The sequence below is a fragment of the Xanthobacter sp. BG11Y11_SDJG genome (assembly GCF_057364445.1).
In genome coordinates this window covers 1-1,184 of the sequence record NZ_JBNFNU010000703.1, presented here as the reverse complement: position 1 = coordinate 1,184, position 1,184 = coordinate 1, and the positions used below count along the sequence as shown (strand labels likewise).

Annotated in this window: 1 pseudogene; it reads right to left on the bottom strand. The window is 69.4% G+C overall.

From position 1 onward, the window contains the following. Window positions 1-125 precede the first annotated feature (125 nt). Window positions 126-1,120: pseudogene (araD1, locus tag AC2W7M_RS25910) on the bottom strand (AraD1 family protein). Window positions 1,121-1,184: the final 64 nt, after the last annotated feature.

Below are 1,184 nucleotides of genomic sequence, written 5' to 3'. Positions count from 1 at the left end.
CGCCGCACCCCCGCGGCGGCGTCCCGGCCACAGCCTCCGGCATCGCCCGTTGGCGGCGCGAAGCCTGGAGCGGATGCCGATGCGGCCGGTGGGCAGCCGGATCGGATGCAGCTTCTATCGGCGCGTCACAGCGCCACCACGGCGCCGATCGCAAAGCGCGGCGCCACGCGGGTGATGGCATTCACCAGAGGCTTGCCGAACTCCGGAATCTCGATCTCGAACACGTCGCCTCCTGCGTGCGCACGCCGTCGGCGAAGGACGCGACCGAAGTGCCGAAGAACTGCACGTGGACGTCGCCGGGACGCAGGAACTGGTCGTACTTGAAGTGGTGGTATTCGAGATTGTCCAGCGCATGGCACATATTGTCCTCGCCGGTCGGGAACGGCTTCTCCCAGATCACCTCGCCGCCGCGGCGGATGCGCGCCGTGCCCACCAGATGGCGCGGCAGGGCGCCCACATAGAGCTCCGGGCCATAGGAGCAGTGGCGCAGCTTGGAATGGGAGAGGTAGAGATAGTTCTTCTTCTCCATCACATGGTCGGTCGCCTCGTTGCCGATGGCGTAGCCGAGCCGGTAGGCGGTGCGGTCCGGTCCGATCACGTAGAGGCCGACCACCTCCGGCTCCTCGCCCTCGTCGTCGGCGAAGGCCGGCACCGGATAGGGCGCGAACGGGCGCACGACGATGGAGCCGTCGCCCTTGTAGAACCATTCGGACTGGACGCCGGGCTTGCCGTCCGTGGGCTTGCCGCCCTCCAGGCCCCATTTGAACATCTTCATGGAGTCGGTGAGGGTCTCGGCCTCGTCCTTGAGCTTCTGGTGCATCTGGCTGCGGGCGGCGGCGCTGGCGAGATGGGTCAGGCCGGTGCCGGCGATCAGGCAGTGCGCCGGATCGTCATGGTCGAGCGGCGGCAGGATGCGCCCCTCGGCGATGAGCTGCTCGTAGTCCAGCGTGCCGTCGGTGCCGAGCGCCTCCACCTTCGCGGCGAGCGACACCCCGTCGGCGATCGCCGCCAGGGCCAGCTCGCGGGTGGTGCGCGCGCCGGCGATGCGCCGGATCACCGCCCCGTCCACGATGCCGACGAAGCGCGCGCCATGGCGGCATCGGAACTGAACCAGACGCATGAGGGTGCTCTCCATTGAGGGTCCGAAAATGCGCCGGGCGGGCGGCGAGGGGCGCCGGCCGGCC